Origin of the sequence: Pseudomonas sp. ANT_H4, assembly GCF_008369295.1 — a bacterium.
In the GTDB taxonomy this organism is placed as follows: Bacteria; Pseudomonadota; Gammaproteobacteria; order Pseudomonadales; family Pseudomonadaceae; genus Aquipseudomonas.
In genome coordinates this window covers 17,516-35,666 of record NZ_VOBG01000002.1, presented here as the reverse complement: position 1 = coordinate 35,666, position 18,151 = coordinate 17,516, and the positions used below count along the sequence as shown (strand labels likewise).

At 60.6% G+C, this 18,151-nt stretch carries 16 protein-coding genes; 7 read left to right on the top strand and 9 right to left on the bottom strand.

What is annotated here, in order from left to right:
* The first annotated feature begins 20 nt into the window (after positions 1–20).
* The gene (locus FQ182_RS02750) at positions 21–1,145 is read left to right on the top strand and encodes a methyltransferase (RefSeq protein ID WP_149410774.1); all 1,125 of its coding nucleotides are present in this window, start codon (positions 21–23) and stop codon (positions 1,143–1,145) included.
* 60 nt (positions 1,146–1,205) lie between these two features.
* Here FQ182_RS02750 and FQ182_RS02745 read toward each other — a convergent pair whose 3' ends face one another.
* The 3 genes from FQ182_RS02745 to FQ182_RS02735 are packed head-to-tail and all read right to left on the bottom strand — an operon-like array spanning position 1,206 to position 3,848.
* Positions 1,206–1,373, bottom strand: coding sequence for a DUF2474 domain-containing protein (locus FQ182_RS02745; RefSeq protein WP_003215809.1), 168 nt, complete (start codon positions 1,371–1,373; stop codon positions 1,206–1,208).
* A gap of 12 nt (positions 1,374–1,385) precedes the next feature.
* On the bottom strand, positions 1,386–2,393 hold the full coding sequence (gene cydB / locus FQ182_RS02740) for a cytochrome d ubiquinol oxidase subunit II (protein WP_149410773.1): 1,008 nt from the start codon (positions 2,391–2,393) through the stop codon (positions 1,386–1,388).
* A 3-nt stretch (positions 2,394–2,396) separates the two neighbouring features.
* Entirely contained in the window at positions 2,397–3,848 is a 1,452-nt protein-coding gene (locus FQ182_RS02735) for a cytochrome ubiquinol oxidase subunit I (protein WP_149410772.1), read from the bottom strand.
* A 343-nt stretch (positions 3,849–4,191) separates the two neighbouring features.
* Between FQ182_RS02735 and FQ182_RS02730 the strand changes: the two genes are divergently transcribed.
* Positions 4,192–5,436 (top strand): MFS transporter, encoded by a 1,245-nt coding sequence (locus tag FQ182_RS02730; RefSeq protein WP_149410771.1) that lies wholly within the window; start codon positions 4,192–4,194, stop codon positions 5,434–5,436.
* Here the strand turns inward: FQ182_RS02730 and FQ182_RS02725 are convergent.
* The 4 genes from FQ182_RS02725 to FQ182_RS02710 all read right to left on the bottom strand — a co-directional run bounded on the left by FQ182_RS02725 (position 5,433) and on the right by FQ182_RS02710 (position 9,673).
* On the bottom strand, positions 5,433–7,616 hold the full coding sequence (locus FQ182_RS02725; protein WP_149410770.1) for a xanthine dehydrogenase family protein molybdopterin-binding subunit: 2,184 nt from the start codon (positions 7,614–7,616) through the stop codon (positions 5,433–5,435). The two genes, FQ182_RS02730 and FQ182_RS02725, sit on opposite strands and share 4 nt — an antisense overlap.
* On the bottom strand, positions 7,613–8,602 hold the full coding sequence (locus tag FQ182_RS02720) for a xanthine dehydrogenase family protein subunit M (protein ID WP_149410769.1): 990 nt from the start codon (positions 8,600–8,602) through the stop codon (positions 7,613–7,615). Before FQ182_RS02720 ends, FQ182_RS02725 begins: the two co-directional genes overlap by 4 nt.
* The gene (locus FQ182_RS02715; RefSeq protein ID WP_149410768.1) at positions 8,599–9,123 is read right to left on the bottom strand and encodes a (2Fe-2S)-binding protein; all 525 of its coding nucleotides are present in this window, start codon (positions 9,121–9,123) and stop codon (positions 8,599–8,601) included. Before FQ182_RS02715 ends, FQ182_RS02720 begins: the two co-directional genes overlap by 4 nt.
* Before the next feature lie 103 nt (positions 9,124–9,226).
* The gene (locus FQ182_RS02710; protein ID WP_149410767.1) at positions 9,227–9,673 is read right to left on the bottom strand and encodes a DUF4879 domain-containing protein; all 447 of its coding nucleotides are present in this window, start codon (positions 9,671–9,673) and stop codon (positions 9,227–9,229) included.
* A 210-nt stretch (positions 9,674–9,883) separates the two neighbouring features.
* Here FQ182_RS02710 and FQ182_RS02705 point away from each other — a divergent pair, with 210 nt between their 5' ends.
* The 4 genes from FQ182_RS02705 to FQ182_RS02690 all read left to right on the top strand — a co-directional run bounded on the left by FQ182_RS02705 (position 9,884) and on the right by FQ182_RS02690 (position 13,847).
* Positions 9,884–11,179 carry an NCS2 family permease gene (locus FQ182_RS02705; protein WP_149410766.1) on the top strand — a complete coding sequence of 432 codons (1,296 nt, stop codon included), beginning with the start codon at positions 9,884–9,886 and terminating at the stop codon, positions 11,177–11,179.
* On the top strand, positions 11,176–12,255 hold the full coding sequence (gene trmA / locus FQ182_RS02700) for a tRNA (uridine(54)-C5)-methyltransferase TrmA (protein WP_149410765.1): 1,080 nt from the start codon (positions 11,176–11,178) through the stop codon (positions 12,253–12,255). The genes FQ182_RS02705 and trmA overlap by 4 nt, the downstream gene beginning before the upstream one ends.
* A 294-nt stretch (positions 12,256–12,549) precedes the next feature.
* A complete protein-coding gene (gene aroQ / locus FQ182_RS02695; RefSeq protein ID WP_149410764.1) occupies positions 12,550–12,990 on the top strand; it encodes a type II 3-dehydroquinate dehydratase in 441 nt (146 codons plus the stop codon).
* A 5-nt stretch (positions 12,991–12,995) separates the two neighbouring features.
* Positions 12,996–13,847 (top strand): shikimate dehydrogenase, encoded by an 852-nt coding sequence (locus FQ182_RS02690; protein ID WP_149410763.1) that lies wholly within the window; start codon positions 12,996–12,998, stop codon positions 13,845–13,847.
* Positions 13,848–13,882: 35 nt separating this feature from the next.
* Here FQ182_RS02690 and FQ182_RS02685 read toward each other — a convergent pair whose 3' ends face one another.
* Together FQ182_RS02685 and quiC are read right to left on the bottom strand one after the other, a co-directional pair.
* Positions 13,883–14,578 (bottom strand): TetR/AcrR family transcriptional regulator, encoded by a 696-nt coding sequence (locus FQ182_RS02685; protein ID WP_149410762.1) that lies wholly within the window; start codon positions 14,576–14,578, stop codon positions 13,883–13,885.
* Between the two features lie 71 nt (positions 14,579–14,649).
* On the bottom strand, positions 14,650–16,554 hold the full coding sequence (gene quiC / locus FQ182_RS02680) for a 3-dehydroshikimate dehydratase QuiC (RefSeq protein WP_149410761.1): 1,905 nt from the start codon (positions 16,552–16,554) through the stop codon (positions 14,650–14,652).
* Positions 16,555–16,808: 254 nt separating this feature from the next.
* On the opposite strand from quiC, the gene FQ182_RS02675 reads away from it, so the two are divergent.
* Positions 16,809–18,149 (top strand): MFS transporter, encoded by a 1,341-nt coding sequence (locus tag FQ182_RS02675; protein ID WP_149410760.1) that lies wholly within the window; start codon positions 16,809–16,811, stop codon positions 18,147–18,149.
* Positions 18,150–18,151: the final 2 nt, after the last annotated feature.

Sequence of the window (18,151 nt, the reverse complement as noted above, 5' to 3'; positions counted from 1 at the left end):
TTACCCAGAGTCTCCCCGCCATGCCCCTGCTCGACAGCCCCTTCGCCCAACTCGACCTGATCCGCCAGCCAGAGCAGCAAAACGAACCGCTGCAAGCCTTCGATGCCGCCGACGATTATTTGCTCAGCCACCTGGCCGAACAACAACCGACACACGCGACCCGCGTTCTGGTGCTCAATGACAGCTTTGGCGCTCTGGCGGCCAGCCTTGAAGGGCATGTACAAGTGACGTCCAGCGGCGATTCGTTCCTCGGTGCCCTGGCGCTGGAGAAAAACCTGGTGCGCAATGGCAAGCCATTCGATGCGGTGTCGAGCGTGCCAGCCAGCCAGGCGCTGATCGGCCCCTTTGACCGAGTGCTGATCCGCGTGCCGAAAACCCTGGCGCTGCTCGAAGAGCAATTGATCCACCTGCAGGGCCAGCTGGCGCCCGGCGCCGAGGTGATTGCCGGGGCGATGGTCAAGCACCTGCCTCGGGCGGCTGGAGAGTTACTGGAGCGCTACATCGGGCCGATGCATGCTTCCCTGGCAGTGAAAAAAGCCCGCTTGCTGATCGCCACCCTGGCCGACCGGCCACAGGCCGTTTCGCCTTATCCCACTCGCTATCGCCTGGAAACACCGTCCATCGAACTGCTCAACCATGCCAACGTGTTTTGCCGCGAAGGCCTGGACATCGGCACCCGGGCATTTCTACCGCACCTGCCACAGAAACTGGGCAACGCCCGGGTCGCAGACCTGGGCTGCGGCAATGGCGTACTGGCGATTGCGAGCGCCCTGCAAAACCCACTGGCGCAGTACACCTTGGTGGACGAGTCGTACATGGCCGTGCAATCGGCGGCCGAGAATTGGCGGGCTGCGCTGGGCGAGCGGGATGTGGTGATTCGTCCTGGCGATGGCCTGGCCGATCAGGAACCGCAATCTCTGGACGTGGTGCTGTGCAATCCGCCGTTCCACCAGCAGCAGGTGGTGGGGGACTTCCTCGCCTGGCGTATGTTCCAGCAGGCTCGAGAGGCGCTGGTGGTGGGCGGTGCCCTCTATATCGTCGGCAACCGCCATTTGGGTTATCACAGTAAGTTGGCGCGGTTGTTTCGGGGTGTCGAGCAAGTCGCCGTCACGCCGAAGTTCGTGATTCTGAAAGCACGAAAATAATTAAAAAAACCCTCCGTGAGGAGGGTCATAAACCGTGCCGCAAGGCAACGGGATGGGATGTCAGTGAGTGGTCAAGCCCGCAGCGTTCATGAACATGCGCATCAGGCTGGCCACTACAAACAGGGCCAGGACGCTGCCGGTCCAAATCATCGCCAGCCAGCCCAGGCGTTGCCAGAGCGGCTTTTTCTCAGCCTGTTCGATGTCGTGCAACGAAGGTTTGCCGGACATTGATCGATCCTCCTAGTGATAACCGTCTTCGTGGGTGACCTTGCCGCGGAACACGTAATAGCTCCAGAAGGTGTAGCCCAGAATGAACGGGATGATAAACAGCGTGCCCACCAGCATGAAGCCCTGGCTTTGCGGCGGCGCGGCGGCGTCCCAGATCGAGATCGACGGTGGCACAATGTTCGGCCACAGGCTGATGCCCAGGCCGCTGTAGCCAAGGAAGATCAGTACCAGGGTCAGCAGGAACGGCGTGTAGTGGGCGTTGCGAGCTACGGCACGCACCAGGCCGTACATGGTCACCAGCACCAGTATTGGTACCGGCAGGAACCAGAACAGGTTCGGCAGGGTGAACCAGCGCGAAGCAATGTCCGGGTGTGCCAGCGGCGTCCAGATGCTGACAATACCAATCACCGCCAACACCACGAATGCCAGGGGCCGCGCCAGGTTATGCATCTGTTCCTGCAACTTGCCTTCGGTCTTCATGATCAGCCAAGTGCAGCCCAGCAGCGCATAAGCAATGATCAGTGCCACGCCACAGAACATCGTAAACGGAGTGAACCAGTCCAGCGAACCTCCGGCGAACTGACGATCGACCACGGGAAAGCCATCGATAAACGCCCCCAAGGCCACGCCCTGGAAGAAGGTCGCCGTCAGCGAACCGCCGATAAAGGCCTTGTCCCACAGGTGGCGCTTGTCATCCTTGGCCTTGAAGCGGAACTCAAAGGCCACACCGCGGAAGATCAAGCCGATCAGCATCAGGATCAACGGTAGGTACAGCGCCGAGAGCACCACCGAGTAAGCCAGCGGAAACGCGCCGAACAGCGCCGCGCCCCCCAGCACCAGCCAGGTTTCGTTGCCGTCCCAAACCGGGGCGACGGTGTTCATCATCACGTCGCGGTCAGTCTTGCCCTTGATAAAGGGGAAGAGAATGCCGATGCCCAAGTCAAACCCGTCCATGACCACGTACATCATGATGCCGAATATGATGATCACGGCCCAGATCAGCGGAAGATCAATACCCATGACTCAATTCCCCTTCTTCTGACTATCGGCCAGGCTGTCGCCATGATCGGCGTCGGAGCTGTCATCGGCCGCCGATAACGGCCGGGCCGGTGTGCGTTGCTGCCCGGGCCCACCGTGGGCCGGCTCGGTACTGTCGTCGGTGACCGGGCCTTTGCGCACCAGGCGCATCATGTAGCCAAGACCGGCACCGAACAGGGCGAAATACACCACCACAAACAGCGCCAGGGTGATGCTCATCTGCACGAAGCTATGCCCGGAAGAAGCATCCGCCGTGCGCATCAGCCCGTAGACCACCCACGGCTGGCGACCAATTTCCGTGGTGAACCAGCCAGCCAGAATCGCGATCAGGCCGGACGGCCCCATCCACAGCGCCAGGTAAAGGAACGGCCTGGAGGTATAAATCTTGCCGCCCCTGCGCAGCCAAAGGCTGAACAGACCGGTGAAAATCATCAGCAAACCCAGCCCGACCATGACCCGGAACGACCAGAACACGATGGTCGAGTTGGGACGGTCCTCAGGCGGAAAGTCCTTGAGGGCCGGCACCTGCTTGTCCAGGGAGTGGGTCAGGATAAGGCTGCCCAGGTAAGGAATTTCTACCGCGTATTTGGTTTTTTCGGCCTTCATGTCGGGCCAGCCAAACAGGATCAGCGGCGTCGGTTCGTCACCGATATTTTCCCAGTGACCTTCGATGGCAGCGATTTTCGCTGGCTGGTGCTTCAAGGTGTTGAGGCCGTGGAAGTCACCGATAACCGCCTGGATCGGTGCCACGATCAGCGCCATCCACATGGCCATCGAGAGCATGGTGCGGATCGCCGGACTGTCTTTGCCCCGCAGCAGATGCCAGGCCGCTGAAGAACCGACAAAGAACGCCGTGGCAACAAAGGCAGCGGTAGCCATGTGCATCAGGCGGTAAGGGAATGACGGGTTGAAGATCACCGCAAACCAGTCCGTAGGGATCACCCGGCCATCAATGATTTCAAAGCCCTGGGGCGTCTGCATCCAGCTGTTGGAGGCAAGAATCCAGAACGTCGAGATCAGCGTGCCGACCGCCACCATCACCGTGGCGAAGAAGTGCAGTTTGCGCCCCACCTTGTTCCAGCCAAACAGCATTACCCCAAGGAAACCGGCTTCGAGGAAGAAGGCGGTGAGCACCTCATAGGTCAGCAGCGGCCCGGTGACTGCACCAGCGAAGTCCGAGAATCGGCTCCAGTTGGTACCGAACTGATAGGCCATGACCAAACCCGAGACCACGCCCATGCCGAAGTTAACGGCAAAGATCTTCGACCAGAAATGGTAGAGGTCACGGTAGGTGTCGTTGTGGGTCTTGAGCCATAAGCCTTCCAGCACCGCGAGGTAACTGGCCAGGCCGATGGTGATGGCCGGGAACAGGATGTGGAACGAGATGGTGAACGCAAATTGGATTCGGGCGAGATCTAGCGCCTCCAAACCAAACATAAGTCTTCCTCTGTCAGGTAATACCGGCTGCTGGCTGGGGCCTGCACCCACTGCCCCCACGGATATGGAGTGTGGCAAATTGCAATTCGTTCTTTTTATAACTGACCACGTAGGGATTCTGGCCTGAAGGCCGCCAGATAAACGCCTGAAAAGGCATTGATCTGGATCAAGCATCGATGAAAGAGTAGTCCCGTTTTCGGCATTGGGCTGTGTGGTCTTTTGCCGCGTGACAGGTTGCCTCACTGAAATAGATGTCTTGCTAAGGATATCCCCATCCCCGCAACCATTTGTTACAGGTTGATGCTAATCTCGTCTGTCACCCGAGCCCAGACCTGTCTTCCCGATGCCCAGTGAGCCCGCATTACTGTTACGTCATCACCGCCCTTTCATCGCGTTCTGGCTGGCGCGGATCTTTACCGCCAGCGGCTTCCAGATGCTCACCGTGGCCATCGGCTGGAACCTCTACCAACTGACCGGAAATGTGCTGGACCTGGGGTTGGTGGGCTTGGTCGAGTTCATCCCCCGCGTGCTGTTCATGCTGCACACCGGCCATGTTGCCGACCGCTATGAACGGCGCAAGGTCGCCGCCATCTGCCAGACGCTGCAGGCGCTGATCGCCCTATCCCTGGCCATCGCCAGCCTGAACGGCAGTGTCACCCGCGAGATGATCTTTATCCTCGCCTTCCTGCTCGGTGCGGCACGCTCCTTTGAGATGCCCACCACCCAGGCGCTGCTACCGAGCATCGTGCCCAGCGCGTTATTTCCCCGTGCGGTGGCGGCGTCGCAGTCGGCGCAGCAGTCAGCCACCATCGTCGCCCCGGCCCTCGGTGGCTTGCTGTATGCCTTCGGTAGCGCCTGGGTGTATGGCCCAACGGTGTTGCTGTACCTGATTGCCTGCGTGCTGACCCTCAACCTGCCGGCCCGGCAGACGCCGCTCAACAAAGCCAAGGCGACCATGGACTCGTTGCTGGCCGGGATTCGCTTTATTCGCAGTCGCCCGGACATTCTCGGGGCAATATCCCTGGACCTGTTCGCCGTGCTGCTGGGCGGCGCGACCGCGTTACTGCCGGTGTTCGCCAAGGACATCCTGCTGACCGGAGCCTGGGGCCTTGGGCTACTGCGTTCTGCGCCAGCGGTGGGAGCACTGCTGATGTCATTGTGGCTGGCACGGTTTGCAGTGGACCGCCACGTCGGTCGTATCATGTTTACCGCCGTCGGCGTGTTTGGCGTGGCGACCATTGCCTTCGGCCTGTCCACCTCGTTCTGGTTCTCCATGGCGGTGCTGGTGGTACTGGGCGCAGCGGACATGATCAGCATGGTGATCCGCGCCTCCTTCGTACAACTGGAAACCCCCGATGAAATGCGCGGCCGGGTCAGCGCCGTCAACGGGCTGTTTATCGGCGCCTCCAATCAGTTGGGTGAGTTTGAGTCCGGCGTCACCGCCCACTGGCTGGGCACCGTGCCCGCCGTGGTCATGGGCGGGATCGGCACGCTGGTGGTGACAGGGGTCTGGATCAAATTGTTCCCGACCCTGGCCAACCGCGACCGCATGCACACGCCGGCACCGGTAGAAGACACCAAGGTTTAAAGCACCTTGTCGAGAGTGATGGGGAAGTCCCGCACCCGCTTGCCGGTGGCGTGATAGATGGCATTGGCCACCGCCGCCGCTACGCCGACAATGCCAATCTCACCCACGCCCTTGGAACCCAGGGCGTTGACGATCTCGTCATGCTCTTCAACAAACAGCACGTCAATCTCGCCGATATCAGCGTTTACCGGGATGAGGTACTCGGCCAAGCTGTGGTTCATGTAGCGCCCCAGTTGATGGTCGACCTGGGTTTCTTCGTGCAAGGCCATGCCGATGCCCCAGACCACACCGCCGAGGATCTGGCTGCGGGCCATTTTCGGATTGACCACTCGCCCGGCAGCGATTGCGCTGACCACGCGGCTGACCCTGATGGTGCCCAGGTCCTCGTCCACCCGCACCTCGACGAAAACCGCCGAATGGGTGGCCGTGGCATAGCCCTCGCGCTTTTTATCCGGCTCGCTGTCGACTTGCACTTCCAGCGCCTGCTCACCACTGTCGCGCACCAGTTGCGCTAGGGAAACACGTTGCTCGCCAGCATGTAATTGACCATTTTCAAAGCGGGCGGACTCGGCATCCTTGAACGCCGGATAGGTCTTGCGGGCAATATTGAGCAGCTTTTCATTCAGCGCCTCGCAGGCTTGCTGCACGGCAGTGCCCACCGAAGACACGGTAAACGAACCGCCCTGCAACGGCGCCGGCGGCAGTGACGAGTCGCCAAGAATAAAACTTACATTCTCCATGGCAACGCCGCTGGCCTGGGCGGCAATTTGCGTCATGACCGTGTAGGTGCCGGTGCCAATATCGGTGGTGGCGCTACTGACGGTGAGCTTGCCGTCATGATCGATCCGCGCCTTGGCGCTCGCTTTCATTTGCAGGGCCTCCCAGACTCCGCCGGCCATGCCCCAGCCGATCAGTTGGCGACCATCACGCATGCTGCGCGGTTCGGGGTTGCGCCGGCTCCAGCCGAAGCGCTCGGCGCCTTCGCGGTAGCACTCGCGCAAGGCTTTGCTGGACCAGGGCTTGTCTTCATTCTGGTTGCGCTCGGCGTAGTTGATCAGGCGCAGTTGCACCGGGTCGATGGCCAGGGCGCAGGCCACTTCGTCCATGGCGCATTCCAGACCGATCACACCAAGAGCCGCGCCAGGAGCACGCATGTCCAGCGGGGTGAAGACGTCCAGCGGCACCAGCTTGTAGGTCAGTTGCACGTTGTCGCAGTGATAGAGCATGCCGCTCCATTCCACCACGTGCTCGCTGAAATCCTCGAACCGTGAGGTCTGGCCGATGGCCGTGTGACCGAGGGCGAGCAGCCGGCCATTGGCGGCTGCGCCCATTTGCAGGCGCTGCAAGGTGCGTGGGCGATAGCCGAAGGTGAACATCTGTTGGCGGGTCAGGGTTACCCGCACCGAACGCTTGAGGGCCAGCGCCGCCATTACCGCCAGGGGCAGTTGATACTGCGGGCGCAAGCCGGAACCGAACGCACCGCCGACGAACGCAGCAAAGATCCGCACCTGGCTTTTGTCCAGGCCGAAGACTTTTTGCACATAGGCCTGGCAGTTCTGCGGGCCTTGGGTCTTGTCGTGGATATGCAGCGTGCCGTCCGGCTGGTACAGCACGGTGCTGGCGTGGGGTTCCATCGGGTTGTGGTGTTCGATCGGGGTGCTGTAATGCAAGTCCAGACTGATGGCGGCACCGGCCCATTCGGCCTGGAAGTTACCCCGTGGCTTGGGCGGTGTTTGCGGGGATGGGTGTGCCTGTTCTTGCAAGGCGAGCAGGTCAGTCTCGGCGGCTTCGGTTTGATACTCGATGGTCACGAGGGAGCTGGCATATCGCGCCAGTTCCAGATTATCGGCGATTACCAGGGCCAGCGGTTGGCCGCTGTACAACACACGGTCGTTGTACAGCGGGCGAAATGGCGAGCCGTCGGCAGCATCGGCGTCGGCGTAGCTGTCGTCGTAGCTGGCCAGCTTCGGGCGGTTGAGGTGATCGAGCACCATCACCACTCCCGGCAGCGCCAACGCCCTTGAGACGTCGATGCGCAGCACCCGACCCCTGGCCACAGTGCTGGAGACTACGCTGGCGTGAAGCAAGCCATCTTCGGGGAACTCACCAGCATAACGCGCCTGGCCGGTGACTTTGAGCAGACCGTCAACCCGGTCCAACGGTTTGCCGATAGCACTCATGAGCGGGCTCCTGCGACGGCGGCATCGCTCAAGGCGCGGATAATCGCGCGGCGTGCCAGTTTGATCTTGAAGCCGTTGTGTTCCAAAGGCTCGGCGTCCTGGAGCATGGCGTCGGCGGCGGCGCTGAAGGTTTCACGGCTTACCGACTGGCCGATCAACGTGGCTTCCACCGCCCGGTCGCGCCAGGGTTTGTGGGCGACACCGCCCAGGGACAGGCGCGCATCGCGGATCACTTCGCCATCCAGTTCCAGCGCGGCGGCCACGGACACCAGGGCAAAGGCGTAAGAAGCACGGTCGCGAATTTTCAGGTAGTGGCTGTGGGCGGCCAGGTTATCGGCGGGTAACTCAATGGCAGTGATCAATTCGTCGTCGGCCAGTTGGTTGTCGCGCTGAGGCGCATCGCCAGGCAACCGGTGAAAATCAGCGAACTCGATGATTCGCGCCCCGCCGCGCCCTAGCACATGCACCCTGGCTTCAAGGGCGGCCAGGGCCACGCACATGTCCGAAGGGTGGGTGGCCACACACTGGTCGCTGGCGCCGAGGATCGCGTGAATGCGGTTCAAGCCCCCCCGCGCCGGGCAGCCGCTGCCGGGTTCGCGCTTGTTGCAGGGCACGGCGGCGTCATAGAAGTAGTAGCAACGGGTGCGCTGCAGCAGGTTGCCGCCGGTGCTTGCCATGTTGCGCAATTGCGGTGACGCGCCAGCGAGGATCGCTTGGGACAGCAGCGGGTAACGCTGTTCGATCAAGGGGTGCCAGGCCAGGTCGGCGTTGCTCACCAAGGCGCCGATCATCACGGAGCCTTCGGCTGTTTCTTCGACCTGGCGCAATGGCAGGCCGGTGATGTCGATCAGGTGTTCGGGATGGCTGATGTTCTCCTTCATCAAGTCCAGCAGGTTGGTGCCACCGGCAATGAACCGCGACGTTGCGCTGCTCAGAGCTACGGCGGCCTGCACGTCGGCCGGCTTGCTGTAGTGGAAGGGGTTCATTGCTCACCTCCCTGCTGGCGACAGGCCGGCAAGGCCTCTTCGATGGCGTCACGGATATTGTTGTAGGCGCCGCAGCGGCACAGGTTGCCACTCATCGACTCCTGGATCTGCGCGGTGTCGTGAGCCCGCCCTTCCCGGGCCAGGCCCACTGCCGAACAGATCTGGCCGGGCGTGCAGTAGCCACACTGGAAGGCATCGTGCTTGATGAAGGCCCGTTGCATCGGGTGCAGCTCTTCGCCGTCGGCCAGGCCTTCAATGGTGGTCAACTCGGCACCGTCGCACATCACCGCCAGCGTCAGGCAGGCGTTGACCCGCTTGCCGTTGAGCAACACGGTGCAGGCGCCGCACTGGCCGTGGTCGCAACCCTTTTTGCTGCCGGTCAGGTCCAGTTGCTCGCGCAAAAGATCCAGCAGGGTGGTCCAGGGCAAGACGTCCAATTGCCGGGCCTGGCGGTTGAGAGTCAGGTGTATCGGATGACTGACGAACGGCTTGGCCGCAGCAAAGATAGGGGTCGCGCTCATAAACACCTCACGGTTGGTGTGCATTCGCGGCGTTCTGGGAAGTCGCCGTCTTAGCGGTACGACTTCGGGGGGTTATGAGCGTTCAAGGGAAGTGATGGGTGGATCAGCGAATAGAGAGCACGGTCCTCAAGGTATTGCGCGGCACGTTAATCGACGTGTTGCTGTACTGGAACGAGCCCTGGGCCCGGACGTCCAGAACAAACACATACACATAACCCATCAGCACACCCGCCCCGCTGCAGGCCTGGCTGATGGAACCGACCTGGCACACTGCCGTGCTTTGGCCCGAAAGCCGTGCGCCATCGAAAGACGCCACGGCGTTGTTGCCAATCCCCACTTCCATCACATACACCTTGGTAGGCCCGCGATGAACACACTGTCGCGTGCTGTCAGCCTGTTCGGGGATGACTTCCGTGCAATTTTCCGACTCGACCTTGAATACCCGTACCTCGCTCAAGGCCGGTGCAGGCGCGCCCCATGCCGGTGCCGAACCCAGCCACAAGCTGATACAAGCGAACAGAGCTAGACTCCAGGCGTTGGTTTTTTTCATGCTGTCGATGACTCTCTACTAAACGTCGGCGCAGTATGCCTCAGGCCTATAACAAGCAAAACCATACCCGAGCGCCGCTGAGCCTCCGCGGCTGGTATGATGCGCCGCTTTTTCCGATCCTCTGTAGAAAACACGCGGCGCCTGGCGCAGTTTGTGCTTTGACTTTGAGGTCAACAAATTACGGCGCCGAATGCGCCACAGGGAGCAGGCATGCTGGAAAAGCTGTTTCAACTCAAGGCACACAACACCAACGTGCGCACCGAGATTCTCGCGGGCATCACGACCTTTCTGGCCATGGCCTACATTCTGTTCGTCAACCCGAGCATTCTCGGCGAGACCGGCATGGACAAGGGCGCGGTGTTTGTCGCCACCTGCCTGGCGGCGGCCATCGGTTCGACCGTAATGGGCCTGATCGCCAACTACCCGATTGCCTTGGCACCGGGCATGGGCCTGAACGCCTTCTTTACCTACACCGTGGTCATCCACCAGGGCCACACCTGGCAAGTGGCGCTGGGGGCGGTGTTCATTTCGGCGGTGCTGTTTTTCCTGCTGTCAATCTTCCGCATCCGCGAATGGATCATCAACGCCATCCCTCTGCCCCTGCGTTCGGCGATTGCCGCTGGCATCGGCCTGTTCCTAGCGCTGATTGCCCTGCACAACGCCGAAATCGTCGTGAGCAACCAGGCAACCATGGTGGGCCTGGGTGATCTGTCAAAACCGGCACCGATTCTCGCCGCCCTCGGTTTCGCGCTGATCGTCGCGCTGGAAGCCCTGAAAGTGCGCGGCGCCGTACTGATCGGCATTCTGGTGGTGACCGTCGCCTCTATCCTGCTGGGCGTCACCCCGTTCGGCGGCGTAACTTCGATGCCACCGTCCCTGGCTCCGACCTTCCTGCAACTGGACATCGCCGGTGCCCTGGATGTCGCCCTGATAAGCGTGATCTTTGCCTTCCTGTTCGTCGACCTGTTCGACAACTCCGGCACCCTGATCGGCGTCGCCAAGCGCGCAGGGCTCATGGGCAAGGACGGCCACATGCCAAAAATGGGCCGCGCGTTGATCGCTGACAGCACCGCGGCCATGGCCGGCTCCCTACTGGGCACCTCGACCACCACCAGTTATATCGAATCGGCAGCGGGCGTCAGCGCCGGTGGCCGGACCGGTTTGACCGCTGTTGTGGTCGCGATTCTGTTCCTGCTGGCACTGTTCTTCTCGCCACTGGCGGCCAGCGTACCGGCCTTCGCCACCGCGCCAGCATTGCTGTTCGTCGCGGTACTGATGACCTCAGGCCTGGCGGAAATCGACTGGGACGACATCACCGTCGCCGCACCCGTGGTGATCACTGCCCTGGCGATGCCTTTCACTTATTCCATCGCCAACGGCATCGCTTTCGGTTTCATCGCCTGGACCGTCATCAAGCTGCTTTCGGGCCGCTACCGTGAGCTGAACCCGGCGCTGGTGATTCTGTCGATTCTGTTCGTGATCAAGCTAGGCTGGTTCCCCGCATGACTTTTGACGCCGCAAGCTACTCCCTGCAACTGGACGAAAAGGGCGCGCGCCTGCGTGACCTGCTCGCGCCTTTTGATGCGCCAGAGCCGCAGGTTTTCGACTCGCCATTGCAAAACTTCCGCCTGCGCGCCGAATTCCGCCTGTGGCGCGAAGAAGGTGAGCGCCACTACGCGATGTTCTCCCAGGACGACAAGCGCACGCCAATCCTTATCGAACAATTCCCCATCGCCAGCCTGCGCATCAACCAGTTGATGCCGCAACTCAAGGCCGCCTGGCAAGCCAGCGCCGCCTTGAGTCACAAGCTGTTCCAAGTGGAGTTCCTCACCACCCTGGCGGGCGATGCGATGATCACCCTGTGCTATCACCGCCCTCTGGACGAGCATTGGCACACCGCTGCCAACAAGCTGGCCGCTGAACTGAATGTCAGCATCATCGGCCGCTCCAAGGGCAAGCGCGATGTGATCGGTCGTGATTATGTAGTGGAAAAAATGGACGTCGGCGGTCGCACCTTCAGCTACCGTCAACCGGAAGGCGCCTTCACCCAGCCCAACGGCACAGTGAACCAGAAGATGCTCAACTGGGCGTATGAAGCCCTGGGCGATCGCAGCGATGACCTGCTGGAGTTGTACTGCGGCAACGGCAACTTCACCCTGCCGCTGGCAACCCGCGTGCGCAAAGTACTGGCCACCGAGATCAGCAAGGCCTCTGTCAATGCCGCGCTGAGCAACCTCGACGAGAACGCAGTGAGTAACGTCACCCTGGTGCGTTTGTCCGCCGAAGAACTGACCGAAGCGTTGAACGAAGTGCGCCCGTTTCGCCGTCTGCACGGCATCGACCTCAAGAGCTACGAATTCGGCAGCGTATTCGTCGACCCGCCGCGCGCCGGCATGGACCCGGACACCTGCGAACTGACCCGGCGCTTCGAGAACATCCTGTATATCTCGTGCAACCCCGAAACGCTGGCGGCAAACATCGCGCAATTGCACGGCACGCACCGCATTACCCGCTGTGCATTGTTTGACCAGTTCCCGTGGACGCACCATATGGAATCGGGTGTGTTGTTGACCCGGCGGTAAACCCGCCTGTGGCGAGGGGCCGGAACCCTCGCCACAAAAGTTTCACAGACTAGTAACGATGGGCACTTCTTCGAACATGGGGCTGTAACCACTCATTCCCCGCCTGCCAATACCCGCGAATCCTGCTCACTCAGCAACCCTGCGTAATACTTGAGCTGAATCCATGCGAGGCCTTTTTCATCCAACGTTCGATAATCGAACGGTTAACTGCGCTTCGCGTCTTCGACAATTGACCAAATTAACCATTCAGTACATTTTGTTTCCACAGATAAAAACAACAGTGGAGACTCCCATATGCCCCCTATCGTGCTGGTGCTCAACGGCCCCAACCTGAACCTCCTAGGCACCCGCGAACCGGCCACCTACGGCCACGAAACCCTGGCCGACGTTGCTGCCCTGTGCGGTCGCAGTGCGGAAAAACTGGGGCTCACCATCGAATTTCGCCAGACCAACCATGAAGGCGAATTACTGGACTGGATTCACAGCGCCCGCGCCCGTTGCGCAGGGATTGTGATCAACCCGGCGGCCTGGACCCACACCTCAGTGGCGATCCGCGATGCGCTGGTGGCCAGTGAAGTACCGGTGATCGAAGTGCATTTGTCCAACGTGCATGCCCGCGAGCCGTTTCGGCATCACTCCTTCGTGTCGCCGATTGCCAAGGCGGTGCTCGCCGGTTTCGGCAGCCATGGTTATCACCTGGCCCTTGAACATTTCAGCCAGACGTTGAAGGGATGAGTCACATGTCTCAACACCGAATTCTGGCCGGCTTGATCGGCTTCGGCATCCAGGCTTCCCGCACGCCAGCCCTGCATGAACATGAAGGCGATGCACAGGGCCTGCGTTACCTGTATCGCTTGATCGATTTGGATCAGTTGCAACTGGACAGCAACGCCCTGCCCGACCTGCTGAAGGCCGCCGAGCAGATGAACTTCACCGGTTTGAACATCACCTATCCGTGCAAGCAGGTGATCCTGCCGTTGCTGGATGAGTTGTCCGCCGAAGCGCGGGGGATTGGCGCGGTGAACACTGTCGTGCTGCGCGACGGCAAGCGCATCGGCCACAACACCGACTGCCTGGGATTTGCCGAAGGTTTTCGCCGGGGCTTGAGCGGTGCTGCGCGCAAGCGCGTGGTGCAGATGGGCGCGGGTGGCGCAGGCGCAGCGGTGGCCCACGCGCTGCTGGGTGAAGGCGTGGAGCAACTGAGCATTTTTGATGTGGATAACAACCGCGCGCAAAGCCTGGCCGACAACCTCAACCAGCATTTTGGCGCGTCCCGAGCCCAGGCCGGTAGCGACCTGCCTGGTACCATGGCCGAAGCCGACGGTCTGGTGAACACCACGCCCATGGGCATGGCCAAACTGCCGGGGATGCCGGTGCCACTGGCGTTGTTGCGTCGGGAGTTATGGGTGGCGGAAATTGTCTATTTCCCGCTGGAAACCGAACTGCTGCGCAACGCTCGAGCCTTGGGCTGCCGCACGCTGGATGGCGGGAATATGGCGGTGTTTCAGGCGGTGAAGGCGTTTGAATTGTTCAGTGGCAAAGTGGCGGATGCGGGGCGGATGCTTGAGCACTTCCAGAACATGAACACCTGATCACTGATCTTTCCCACGCACCACGTGGGAAAGATTCAAGCCTGCAAATAGCGCAACACCGACTCGCAGATCATCGCCCGATGCCGCTGCTTGACCACTTCATCTGACAACTCGATCTGAAAGATCTCGCTAAACGTATGCCGATTGGACACCCGGTAAAAACTGAATGAATTGATCAGCAGGTGCACATCCAACGGCTCCAACCCTTCGCGAAACACCCCCAGTTCCGCGCCCCTGCGCAACGTCGCACCGAGGGCTTCAAGGATGTTGCTGTTCATCGCCTTGATCGACTCGGATTGCTTCACATATTCGGCGTTGTGAATGTTCTCGATACTGACAATCCGCACGAAATCCACGTTCTGGTCATGGTGATCAAAGGTGAATTCCACCAGGCGCCGGATCGCTTCACGCGGCTCCAGTTCGGTGAGGTTCATCCGAGCTTCGGTGTTGCGGATATCGCCGTAGAGTTTCTCCAGCACTTCGACGTACAACTGCTCCTTGCTGCCGAAGTAGTAATAGATCATGCGCTTGGAGGTATGGATGCGCTCGGCAATGGCGTCCACGCGGGCGCCGGACAACCCCTGCTGGACGAACTCGACAATGGCTTCTTGAAGAATGTTTTCGCGGGTCTTTTCCGGGTTGTTCTTGCGACTCTTGCGCGCCGTGGGTGAGGCGGCGCAGAGCTCGGAGGTGGATAGCTCGGAGGTAGAGCGTTCGGAAGTCGAGGTCATGGTGCGCTCACGGCCATTTATGCAGGCCGTGATTATGGGCCGCCGCCCACCCCGAAGGAAGCGCCAACACCCTACAACTTGGCCTGGCGCACGGCGCCGCTACGGGACTTGGCCATCGCCGCCAGACGCACCGCCACGTTGGCTGCACCGTAACCGGCGTAGCCGTTCTTGCGCTGGATGATTTCGAAGAAAAACCGCCCTTCGAACGGCTCCGTGTAGACGTGAAACAACTCACCGCCCTGGGCGTCACGGTCGTACAGAACGTTGTAGTACGCCAACTCACTGAGGAACTCAGCATCGAAGTCAAAGCGCGCCGCCAGGTCATCGTAATAGTTGAGCGGGATGTCCAACAGCGGCACACCGGCGTCCTTGGCCCGGCTGACTTCGGCGAAAATATCCGCGCAATCAAAGGCAATGTGATGCACGCCGGAACCGCGATAGCTTGATAGCGCGTGGGAAATAGCGGTGTTGCGGTTCTCGGAAATATTCAGTGGCAGGCGAATCGAGCTGCAACGGCTGCGCAGTGCCCGGCTTTTCACCAGGCCATACGGGTCGGGCAGCACCACTTCGTCATCGGCCTCAAAATCCAGCAGGCTCTTGTAGAACAGCACCCAACTGTCGAGGCTGTCGGCCGGCAAGGCCATGGCCATATGGTCGATGCGCAGCAGGCCGCCGCTGGAAGCGGTCGAGGCTTGCAGGTTGAAATCAGTACTGTATATCCCGCCTTCGTTCTGATCCACCAGGTAAATCAGGCTGCCATCGGGTGCACGCACCGCCGCCAGTTCCAGTTCGTTGGGGCCGACCAACCCGCGATAGGGTTGGCCCTTGTAGGCCACCGCCCGCTCCAGGGCCTTGGCGCTGTCCTTGACGCGGATCGCCGTGGCGCACAACGAAGGGCCATGGGCTTCAAAAAAATTGTGGGCGAAAGAATAGGGTTCGCAATTGAGGATCAGGTTGATATTGCCTTGGCGCAGCAGGCTGACACTTTTTGAGCGGTGCTGGCCAGCCTTGACGAAACCCAGGCGTTCCAGCCATTGCGTGAGCTTGGCGCCCAGGCTTTCATCCACGGCGAACTCCAGAAACTCGATGCCGTCGTACTCGCTGGCGGCCGGCGTTTCGAACAAGATTTCAAGGTTTGTCGCAGGTGCTGCCTCCTGCTCCAGGCGTTGGCGAGTCTTCTCTTCCAGGTACAGCAGCGAGCGCAGGCCATCGGCGGCGTTGGCCCGGGTCGGCGCGGCGCGAAAGCCGTCGTTGAAGATCTCCAGGGACAACGGGCCGGTGTAACCACTCTTGATGATCGGCGCGAGAAAGCCCGCCAAATCGAATTCGCCTTGGCCGGGGAAGCAGCGAAAATGTCGACTCCACTCCAGCACGTCCATGGCCAGGATCGGTGCGTCGGCCATTTGCACGAAGAATATCTTGTCGCCGGGAATCTCGGCGATGGCGCGGGGATCACCCTTGAGGGACAGGGTGTGGAAGCTGTCGAGCAAAACACCGAGGCTTGGGTGATCGACCTGGCGCACCAGGTTCCACACCTGCTGCCAGGTATTGACGTGGCGACCCCAGGCCAGCGCTTCATAACCAATGCGCAAACCGCGACGGCCGGCGTGTTCGGCCAGCAGGCTCAAGTCATCCAGCAGAATGCTCTCATCACCAACGCAATCCAACGACGCATTACTGCACACCAGCACCAGATCAGTGCCCAGTTCCTGCATCAAATCGAACTTGCGCTCGGCCCGCTCCAGGTTGCGCGCCAAGCGTTCGCGGCGGCAGCCTTCAAAGTCGCGGAACGGCTGGAAAAGGGTGATGGCGATCCCTAGGTCAGCGCACATCTGCCGCACTTCCCGAGGGCTGCCGTCGTAATACAGCAGATCATTTTCGAAGACTTCCACACCATCAAACCCGGCAGCAGCAATGGCTTCGAGTTTTTCCGGCAGGGTTCCGCTCAAAGAAACGGTAGCGATGGAACGTTGCATGGGGCGACTCCCGGCAGTGAAGGCTGATCTTGTTTGGGCCGAATTATTGGCTCGGTAAATCGGCCTAGCAATTAAAATGTACGAACCAGTTAGTTTTATGGGCGATTATCGAACAAAATGACGGTTTGGCGAATTGACGATTTTCCAGCCACTACGCACCATCGATTGGGCATAAGGGCCGTTTCCATTGAGCGGCCTCAAATGATCAAGACCCAGAACACACCATAAGAATTTCAAAAAACGGGTACCTCCTCATGCCTTCACAAAATTCCGCTCAGGCCGCGCACCAGAGCCAAAGCACGTCCCAAGGCGGCATCGGCGACAAGATTCGCGGCGCAATGGCCGTCGGCAAGACCCGCTGGGGCATGCTGGCCCTGGTGTTTTTCGCCACCACCCTCAACTACATCGACCGCGCCGCACTGGGCGTGATGCAACCGATCCTGGCCAAGGAAATGAATTGGACGGCGATGGACTACGCCAACATCAACTTCTGGTTCCAGGTCGGCTACGCCATCGGCTTTGTATTGCAAGGTCGCTTGATCGACCGGGTCGGCGTCAAGCGCGTGTTCTTCTGCGCCGTGCTGCTGTGGAGCATCGCCACGGGTGCCCACGGCCTGGCCACCTCGGCGGTGGGCTTTATGGTCTGTCGCTTTATCCTCGGGCTGACGGAAGCCGCCAACTACCCGGCCTGCGTCAAGACCACCCGGCTGTGGTTCCCTGCCGGTGAGCGAGCGGTGGCGACCGGGATTTTCAACGCCGGCACCAACGTCGGCGCCATGCTGACGCCGATGATGCTGCCGTTGATTCTCCACGTGTGGGGCTGGCAGGCGGCGTTCCTGGGCATGGCGGCGCTGGGCGGGATCTGGCTGGTGTTCTGGGGCCTGAAGTACTACAACCCGGAAGATCATCCGACGGTCAAACAATCAGAACTGGACTACGTGCAACAAGAGGTCGAACCAGACCAACCCCGCGTGCCCTTCAGCCGTATCCTGCGCATGCGCGGTACCTGGGCCTTCGCCCTGGCCTACTCGATGACCGCGCCGGTGTTCTGGTTCTACCTGTACTGGTTGCCGCCATTTCTCAACCAGCAATACAACCTGGGGATCAATGTTACCCAGATGGGCATCCCGCTGATCATCATTTACCTGACGGCGGACTTCGGCAGTGTCGGGGGCGGGATTCTGTCTTCGTTCCTGATCGGTCGCGGGATGCAGCCGATCAAGGCGCGGTTGCTGTCGATGCTGCTGTTCGCCTGCTGCATCATCGGGGTAATCATGGCCGCCGGTTCCAGCCAGTTGTGGGTCGCGGTATTTGCCATCTCCCTGGCCATCGGCGCCCACCAGGCCTGGACCGCCAACATCTGGAGCCTGGTGATGGACTACACGCCCAAGCACATGATGAGCACGGTCTTCGGCTTTGGCGGCATGTGCGCGGCCATCGGCGGAATGTTCATGACACAGATCGTCGGGCATATCCTGACGGTCACCAACAACAACTACACGGTGCTGTTCACCATGATTCCTGCGATGTACTTCATCGCGCTGATCTTGTTGTACTTCATGGCGCCACGCAAGATCCCTGTCGTCGACGCCTGATT